This is a genomic window from Geoglobus sp., assembly GCF_054018175.1.
Genome location: NZ_JBPLZQ010000008.1, coordinates 1 through 7809, shown reverse-complemented (window position 1 = coordinate 7809; position 7809 = coordinate 1). Strand labels below are relative to the sequence as shown.

Here is a 7809-nt window from a genome sequence, read left to right as displayed (position 1 = left end):
TAATACTGGAGTTTCCTGATCGAGTTTGAGCGTCTTTCCAGTTCTCTCTTGGAGGATTATCAGCTCACGTGCTCCTGAAGTAGTCGCGTGAATTAAAAGACGAGAAATCGTAATTGTTTTGTGACCGGTGCTCCAGGTTTTCAAACCCACAACAGTTATAATCCTCTCTTCTGTTCCCACTTTGATGAGAAAGGTCGTTGCCACAGGTACCTTCGACATAATCCATCCGGGACACATCAGGTATCTTGAGGAAGCGAAGAAGCTCGGAGATTACCTGATCGTGATAGTTGCGAGGGAGAGAAACGTCAGGCACAAGCCCAAGCCGGTCATTCCTGAAGAGCAGAGGGTCAGAGTTGTGAGAGCTCTGAAGCCTGTGGATGAGGCGGTTCTTGGCGATGCCGAGGACATGTTCAGACCAATCGAGAGGATAAAGCCGGATGTTATTGCTCTTGGCCACGACCAGCACTTCGACGAGGAGTGGTTGAGTAGGGAGCTGAAGAAGAGGGGAATCGAGGCAGAAGTTGTGAGAATCGATGCCAGAGAGGAGTGCGAACTCTGTAGCTCAGCGAAGATTGTGGAGAGGATACTCACTCTCGCTCCAGAGCGTTTAAAGCAGATGAGGCGGACTTGATGTTCATGAAGAAGTCCTCCACTGCGTTTATCAGTGCCCCTATTTTGCTGGTTCTCACCTCAATTATCAGCTTTCCGTTTTCTATCTTGGATCTCGCCCACTCGAGGTCGTCTGGTTTCAGAGCACTGGCAATAACTTCTGACTCCTTCAGGTCCATCTCTAACCTAACTGTGTACAGCAAAGCCTGTCCACCTCCTGTATGAACTCATCAACCACTTCTACGCTTATATTGGCTCCTGCAGCCACCACGTGTCCTCCTCCTCTCCCACCAACTTTTTCGGCAGCAACCCTCATAACCTCCGCAAGATCAACTTTTTCCGCCAGCTTCTGGTTGGATCGGGCCGAAACCTTCACCCTGCCGTCTTTCTTTATGTTTATCGCAACAAAGGGCCTGTCAGCGAAGAGGTAGCGGGAAAACACTGATGCGATGGGTCCTGTTGAGGACCCTTCCTCCATTATCAGATACCTTATGCACTCTCCTTCCCTGACCTCATCTCTCCTTCTCTCGATCTCCTCGTGGATCTCAACCGTGAATTTTTTCCACAGCTCAAGACCTTTTTCGAGGTAGCCCTCATCTCTCATGCATATCCCGAACCCTATCGATTGCGAGGCCTTTCTTCCGGTCGCATTCACGACCTCACTCATCATGACTGCATTACTGACAAGTTCGTTTTTCAGAAAGAACTTCTTTCCCGTAAAGTCCTCGACAACTCCCGGATAGGAGTTCATGCTCAGAACTCTGAGAACTATTGCATTTGCGAGCCTTCTTTCCTCCTCTCTTGTGAGCTCGTCGAACTCCCTGTCTCCACTGACTCCAACCATCTCCAGGAATTCCTCGAGCTCGTCCTCCTTGGAGTAGAAGTCCAGGTAGGGTTCGAGGCTCAGCCTCAAAACGTCTCTTACCTTACCGGATATCATTCTCAATCCTTCTCCTTCCTCGATATGTCCACTCTCGATTCCCTTTCTCAGGATCTCAGCATTTCCCCCAGACATTTTCTGCTTGTCGCCAATCATTCCGAGAAGAGCGAGGGATGTGAGGTCTGAATTGTCTCCAACCTCGTTAGCGAATATGAAAGCAGTACCGCTCGCCGAGAGCTCGTATGAACCGTCTATTCCTGCCAAGTGTGGGTTTATGTGCGCGAACTCTCTTCTCGCCTCTATCCTGCCAACAGGGAAGTGGTGATCCACGACGATAACATCCGCATCAATGCTCGAAATCACGTCAGGGTAACCGCTCCCCATGTCGGCGAATATCACGAGCTCATCCTCGACCTCCACCCCGTCATTCAGCCCGCTGAGGAACGAGAGGTGAAACTGAACACCCTTTCTTAGAAGTGCTGTGGCGATAATTGCCCCAGATGAGATGCCATCAACGTCATAGTGGGTGTAAATTCTTGCGAATTCGTGTTTTTCGATGATTTTGACCGCTTTTTTTGCCTCAACTCTCAGCATTTCGAACATGGATCGAAAATCGGTGGAAAAGATAAAAAAATTTGCTGGAGATTCACTCCCTGAAGGCAGGGATGATCTCCTTTCCGATTAGCTGGATTGACTTCTTTTTGTCTGGCCCGATAGGCGAGCCGGCGACAACCTGCGTAACTCCCGACTTGGAGAGTTCCTTGATTCTCTCGATGACCTCGTCGGGAGAACCGCTGATTGAAAAGCTATCAATCATCTCGTCAGTTACTGCCTTGCTTACGCCGGGCCAGTCCCCCTTGGTGAATGCGTTGTTCAGGGCCTCCCTGACCTTGTTGACGTCGTCCATGCTTATTCCGTGCCTCTCAAAGATGACGTCAGGAGAGCCGGCGACGATGAATGCGACGACTATCTTCGAGGCGTTCCTTGCCTTGTTTGCATCCTTGTCAACGCTCATTGACGCGTAGGCGACGACGTCAAACTCGTCTCTGCTCTTCCCGGCCTTGTTCAGCCCCGCATCTATGTTCTCCTTGGCAGCCTCAAAGTCTCTTGGATGTGAGGCGTTTATCAGCACGCCGTCTCCAAGCTCAGCAGCGAGCTGGAGCATCTTCGGTCCCTGTGCGCCGATGTATATCGGGATGTTGCCAGCCTTGAAGTCGAGCCTCGCACCGTTGAACTTGAATATCTCTCCGTCGTAACTCACAGACTTTCCACCGTGCAGCGCTCTTATGATCTCGACAGCCTCCCTCATCCTCCTGAGGGGCTTGGTCCAGCTTATGCCGATCCTGTCGAAGGTGACCTTGTCGCCAGCACCAATTCCGAGGACGGCCCTTCCATTGCTAAGCTCGTTTATCGTGGCTATTGCAGAGGCGGTCAGGGCTGGAGAGATGTGGTACGGATTCGTAACTCCAGGACCGAGCTTTATTCTGCTGGTCTTAAGAGCCAGTATGGTCAGCATCGAGTAAACGTTTCTGTTGTTGTAGTGGTCCGTTATCCACGTGTACTCAAAACCGCTGTCCTCCGCGAGCTTCACGTAGTATTCGAGCTCGTAGTACTTCATGTTTGGAACAAACTCGATTCCGAACTTCATAATCGTCCACTATTAATAAAGTGGTATAATCTTTTCGATTTTTGTTGGCCTCAGTCCAGATTCTCCACGTGCACCCTCCAGAGCGAGTTTATCTGCGTGGCTATCTTTGGGTTCTTGAATCCTTTCAGCAGCAGGAAGTCCTTGGGATATCCTATGAACGGGTCTATCGTTTTTTCCTTGGTATTGACAACCCATATCTTGAACCCGGCATTTTTGACCTTTTCAGAATGTCTGGCGAAGAACTTCAGGAAGTGAGTCACCTCATCTTCAGTCGGTACCACTACAACGTACTCACCGTCGAACTCTCCTGCAACATTCACGTGCGTGTCTATGTCCTCTCCGACGTCGTCTATCGTTGAGTAGTAGACGCCGTACCTGTTCTTCCCTTTACTGTACACCCTGATGAGTCCATCCTTGACCTCGTAACCTGAGAAGAACCTGTCGGTGACCTCCTTCATAACGGGTATTGAGTCGAGGAGTTTTCTCGAGGCTACGAACTCGTCGTAAGCCTCTTCAACCTGATCCCTGGTGGGTTTGCAGGTGTGAATGTGCCTGAACGTGAGGTCATCTATCTTCAGCTCCTCGGAGTAGTGCAGGCTGTGGAGGGAGACAGGCTCGTCGCACAGACTCTCAACGACAGCAGATATCACTTCCTCGACGTTGCTGACGTGCCTCGCCCCAAAGTGCTGGAGCATCGCCCTCAAGGCCACCCTTCTGATCTCGTCCTCTGTGGTAACATCCTTGCCAGCGAGCTTCTCTGAAACGAGCCTCACGACCTCTCTGATGTCGTCCATCGCATGCCCTTTCGCACGTAAATTTTTAAATGTTGTCAATTCTTGAGCTGGCAATCAAACCGGATTTTCGTTAAACTTTATATTCTGAAGATTGAAATCCGAGTGATGCCAGTTGTCACGCTCTACTGGGACGAGCTCGAGAGGATGGTGGGAGAGAGCAGGGATAAAATTCTCGAAAAACTTCCCATGCTCGGGTGCGACATCGAGAGGGTTGAGGAAGATCATGTTGACGTCGAGTTCTTTCCGAACCGCCCCGACCTGTACAGTGTGGAGGGTGTTGCGAGGGCATTAAAGGGGTTCATGGACATAGAATTTGGTTATGTTGATTACCGGGTTAAGGAGGGCAACTGGAAAATTTATGTTGAAAAGAGCGTTCTGGATGTCAGGCCCAGGATTATTGGTTGCGTTGTGAGAAACATAAACGTGGATGAAGAGCTGCTGCGGTCCATTATCCAGATTCAGGAGGATCTGCACTGGACGATCGGCAGGAACCGGAGGAAGATGGCGATTGGCATCCATGACTTGGAGAAGGTAAACTTCCCGCTGAGGTACACGGCAGTTGACTCATCCTTCTCCTTTGTACCGCTCGACTTCAGAGAAGAAATGAGCGTTGCCGAGATACTCGAAAAACATCCCAAGGGTGTGGAATACGCCCATATCCTCGAGGGAAAGGATCGGTACCCAATGATAATTGACGCGAGGAACGAGGTGATATCATTCCCACCGATAATCAACGCGGAAAAGACGAGGGTTAAAGAGGGGACAACCTCTCTTTTCATAGATGTTACGGGGTTTGACGACAACGTGGACAGAGCGTTGAGAATACTTGCTGCCATGTTCGCTGACAGGGGTGGCGTTGTAGAGGGCGTCGAGGTGATTTACCCTGACAGAACCGAGTTCACACCGGACATGTCTCCCGAAAGGATGGTGGTGAAGAAGGAGGAGATATTCTCTCTCCTCGGTTTCAGGCTGAGTGATGATGAGCTAAAGCTGGCCCTCGGAAGGATGAGATACGGCTTTGAGATTGGACAGGACGAGGTGGAGGTGCTGATCCCACCGTACAGGGCAGACATAATGCACCCGTGGGATATCATCGAGGATATAGCTATAGGCTACGGCTACGAGAGAATTCCGGTGAACTACCCATCAACTCCCGGGATCGGCAGAGAGCATGAGTGGAACTACATGAGGGATGTGGTTAAGGAGGTAATGATTGGCCTGGGCTTCACGGAGGTGATAACCTTCACGCTGACGAACGAGAGGGTTATGTACGAGTACATGAACAGGGGTGCAAAACCCTGGGACGATTACGTGCCGGTTATGCACCCGCTTACCGAGGACCACACGATCCTCAGGACAGACATACTCCCGAAGCTAATCGAGCTCCTCAAGTATAACAGGCATGAGGCGATGCCACAGAGGATATTCGAGGTTGGTGACGTTGTTGTGGGTATGAAGAACAGATTGAAGCTCGCAGCCTGCACGACTCACTCGAGGGCAAATTTCGCGGAGATAAGGAGCGTGGTTCAGGCAGTGATGCACGAGCTCGACCTGAAGTGGGATGTGGAGGAGAGTGATGACGGGGCTTTCATAAAGGGCAGAAGGGCAGATATTATGGTTAACGGGAAAAAGGTGGGCGTTTTTGGTGAAATACATCCGGAAGTGCTGGAAAGGTTTGAGATCACGATGCCGGTGGCTGGCTTTGAGCTCGACCTTTCCGCTGTTTTTGATACCGGGTTTGTGATCTGAAGCAATCCGTGTTATTTTTTCTTCATTTAATGTTAATTTGTAATAATGTCTCTGAAAAAATTGATAAAAAAGGTTTTTATATGGGTAAATACAACTGTGACAGGGTGATGCACATGAGAATCAGGAAGGTGGAGAGGAGGAAGAATGGCATCTGCAAGTGCAGTGTCTCGTGCTGAGAACGAGTACAGGAAAATCATATGTTCGGCCTGTGATTTCTACAAGCCCGGGGATACCCTGGAGTGTGCGGCGTTCAAGGTGCTGAAGCACCTTGTGGAGTCGGGGAGGTTAACCCTCGAGGAGGTAGATCTTGCGGTATCTCAGGCTTGCAGAAAGAGTTCTGCTTAGAAAGTTTGGGGACAGACTTTACGCCTACAACGCAGCAACCGACGAGCTCTACGAGCTCGACCGTGAAGCTTTCAATTTTTTGCTGAGCTGTGATGGTGGAGCGGTTGAGGTTGACGATGACCTCCTAGATTTTCTCCTCTCAGAAGGGCTTGTCGAGCTTGATAACGGGAGAAGAGAGAACTCGTTTGTTGAACAGGATGAACCCTCACTTAGGTACATGCTCCTGAGCGTGACTTTAAGGTGCAATCTCGGGTGTCAGCACTGCTACGTGAGGCAGAGAAACATCTTCATGGATTCCCAGACGTTTACGTCTGCCGTTGATCAGTTCCACGAGATTGGCGGTCTGAAGCTGATGGTTTCAGGAGGCGAGCCGCTCCTTCACCCTCGCATCTGGGATTTTCTCGAGTATGCGAGACAGAAGCCTTTCAGGGTTGTTCTCCTGACCAACGGTTATCTTGTAAATCGGGAAAAGGCTAACAGGCTTTCAGAGCTTGTGGATGAGGTTCAGGTGAGCCTCGACGGACTGGAGGGTCACAGAAAGCTGAGGGGGAGTGGATGGGAGAAGGTTGTGAAGAGCATAGAGATGCTTGCTGAAAGGGTGGACGTCTCGGTCTCGACGATGCTGACGAAATACAACCTGCAGGAGTTCGATCAGCTTGAGAGAATTCTGGAGGACATCGGGGTGAAGAGGTGGACAGTGGATGTACCAACCACCGAGAGTAACCTCATTCCGTCAATGGAGGAGGTTTCGAGAATTCTCGGAAGATATGGCTTTGGAGAACTCGGGCATGTGAGCGAAGGCGGATTTGCCTGCGGAGCACACTACTGTGAGGTAAATCCGGATGGCAGAGTCGTGAAGTGCGGGTTCTTCGAGGAATCAGTGGGACACGTTGTAGATGATGGATTAAGGCGCTGCTGGAAGTGGCTGAGGGAGAAGTTCATCTGGGGACTCGAGGAGCTCGGATGCGATTGCGAGTTCCTTGAGGAGTGCAAGGGAGGGTGCAGGTACAGGGCTCTCGTGTACTCCGGACACATATTCGCCTGCGATCCTGTCATGTGCTCTGCATACGGCGTCAGGTGCCCGGTGAGATGAGTCTGTGATATTCGTCAACGCTCATCAGGTTTCCGAACGCCCAGCTCACGACTTCACTCAACGCGGGGTGGATGTGCGGGGCGTGGAATGGTGCGTGATATCTCGCTCCAATCGCCATGAGTGTGGCAACCTCCTGAACGAGGATCGAGGCCGATTTTCCCACTATGTGAGCTCCGAGTATCATCCCGTTCCTGTGCACTATCACCTTCGCAAACCCCTCAGCGTTCGTCGCCAGGCCCTTGCCTGTTGACCTCAGCTCCCCGTATCCAATCAGCACGTTGTCCTTTCCATACTTCTCGACTGCCTCCCGTTCTCGCAATCCAACACTGCCAACTTCTGGCTGCGTGAAAACTGCATGAGGTACGGCTGAGTAGTCCATCTTCCTCCCCTCGTTTTTGAAAGCGTTCTCGTAGGCTGTGATCGCTTCTCTATTTGCCACGTGCCTGAACATGTACTTCCCATTGGCGTCGCCTATTGCATAGACCCCCTTTACGCTGGTTTCAAGGTGACTGTCAACCCTGATCCACCCCCTATCGTCAGTCTCCACCCCACCTCTCTCGGGCTTCAGGATGTCCGAGTTTGACTCTCTCCCGACCGCGACGAGAACCACCTCGCCTTCGACCTCGATCCTCTCGTCCTCTCCCTGGGCCACGACCTTCCTGCTTTTTCCGGTCTTCTGCACCTCCACGAC

10 protein-coding genes are annotated in these 7809 nt (G+C 51.1%); 4 read left to right on the top strand and 6 right to left on the bottom strand.

All coding sequences use genetic code 11. The features are described 5' to 3' along the window. On the bottom strand, nt 1-180 hold a 180-nt coding region (locus ACXJJC_RS00660; protein ID WP_456368575.1), incomplete at its 3' end, for a hypothetical protein. 4 nt (nt 181-184) lie between these two features. Here ACXJJC_RS00660 and ACXJJC_RS00655 point away from each other — a divergent pair. Then, nucleotides 185-631, top strand: coding sequence for an FAD synthase family protein (locus ACXJJC_RS00655; RefSeq protein ID WP_456368573.1), 447 nt, complete (start codon nt 185-187; stop codon nt 629-631). On the opposite strand, the gene ACXJJC_RS00650 is transcribed toward ACXJJC_RS00655, so the two are convergent. From ACXJJC_RS00650 to ACXJJC_RS00635, 4 genes are read right to left on the bottom strand one after another with little or no spacing between them, the layout of a single operon-like run. Beyond that, entirely contained in the window at nt 588-812 is a 225-nt protein-coding gene (locus tag ACXJJC_RS00650) for a KEOPS complex subunit Pcc1 (RefSeq protein WP_456368571.1), read from the bottom strand. The two genes, ACXJJC_RS00655 and ACXJJC_RS00650, sit on opposite strands and share 44 nt — an antisense overlap. Beyond that, entirely contained in the window at nt 791-2092 is a 1302-nt protein-coding gene (locus ACXJJC_RS00645) for a DHH family phosphoesterase (protein ID WP_456368569.1), read from the bottom strand. The genes ACXJJC_RS00650 and ACXJJC_RS00645 overlap by 22 nt, the downstream gene beginning before the upstream one ends. Nucleotides 2093-2135: 43 nt before the next feature. Then, complete coding sequence (gene mer / locus ACXJJC_RS00640) at nt 2136-3137, bottom strand: 5,10-methylenetetrahydromethanopterin reductase (RefSeq protein WP_456368567.1); 1002 nt, start codon at nt 3135-3137, stop codon at nt 2136-2138. A gap of 50 nt (nt 3138-3187) precedes the next feature. Continuing rightward, nucleotides 3188-3931, bottom strand: a complete 744-nt coding sequence (locus tag ACXJJC_RS00635; RefSeq protein WP_456368565.1) for a DUF6834 family protein — start codon at nt 3929-3931, stop codon at nt 3188-3190. Between the two features lie 105 nt (nt 3932-4036). Here ACXJJC_RS00635 and pheT point away from each other — a divergent pair, with 105 nt between their 5' ends. The 3 genes from pheT to ACXJJC_RS00620 all read left to right on the top strand — a co-directional run bounded on the left by pheT (nt 4037) and on the right by ACXJJC_RS00620 (nt 7118). Beyond that, entirely contained in the window at nt 4037-5680 is a 1644-nt protein-coding gene (pheT, locus tag ACXJJC_RS00630; RefSeq protein WP_456368563.1) for a phenylalanine--tRNA ligase subunit beta, read from the top strand. 144 nt (nt 5681-5824) lie between these two features. Continuing rightward, a complete protein-coding gene (locus tag ACXJJC_RS00625) occupies nt 5825-6025 on the top strand; it encodes a hypothetical protein (protein ID WP_456368561.1) in 201 nt (66 codons plus the stop codon). Further along, entirely contained in the window at nt 5988-7118 is a 1131-nt protein-coding gene (locus ACXJJC_RS00620) for a radical SAM protein (protein ID WP_456368559.1), read from the top strand. Before ACXJJC_RS00625 ends, ACXJJC_RS00620 begins: the two co-directional genes overlap by 38 nt. Here the strand turns inward: ACXJJC_RS00620 and ACXJJC_RS00615 are convergent. Beyond that, nucleotides 7099-7809 (bottom strand): oxidoreductase dimerization domain-containing protein (locus ACXJJC_RS00615; RefSeq protein WP_456368557.1); only part of this gene is annotated, 711 nt, incomplete at its 5' end. The two genes, ACXJJC_RS00620 and ACXJJC_RS00615, sit on opposite strands and share 20 nt — an antisense overlap.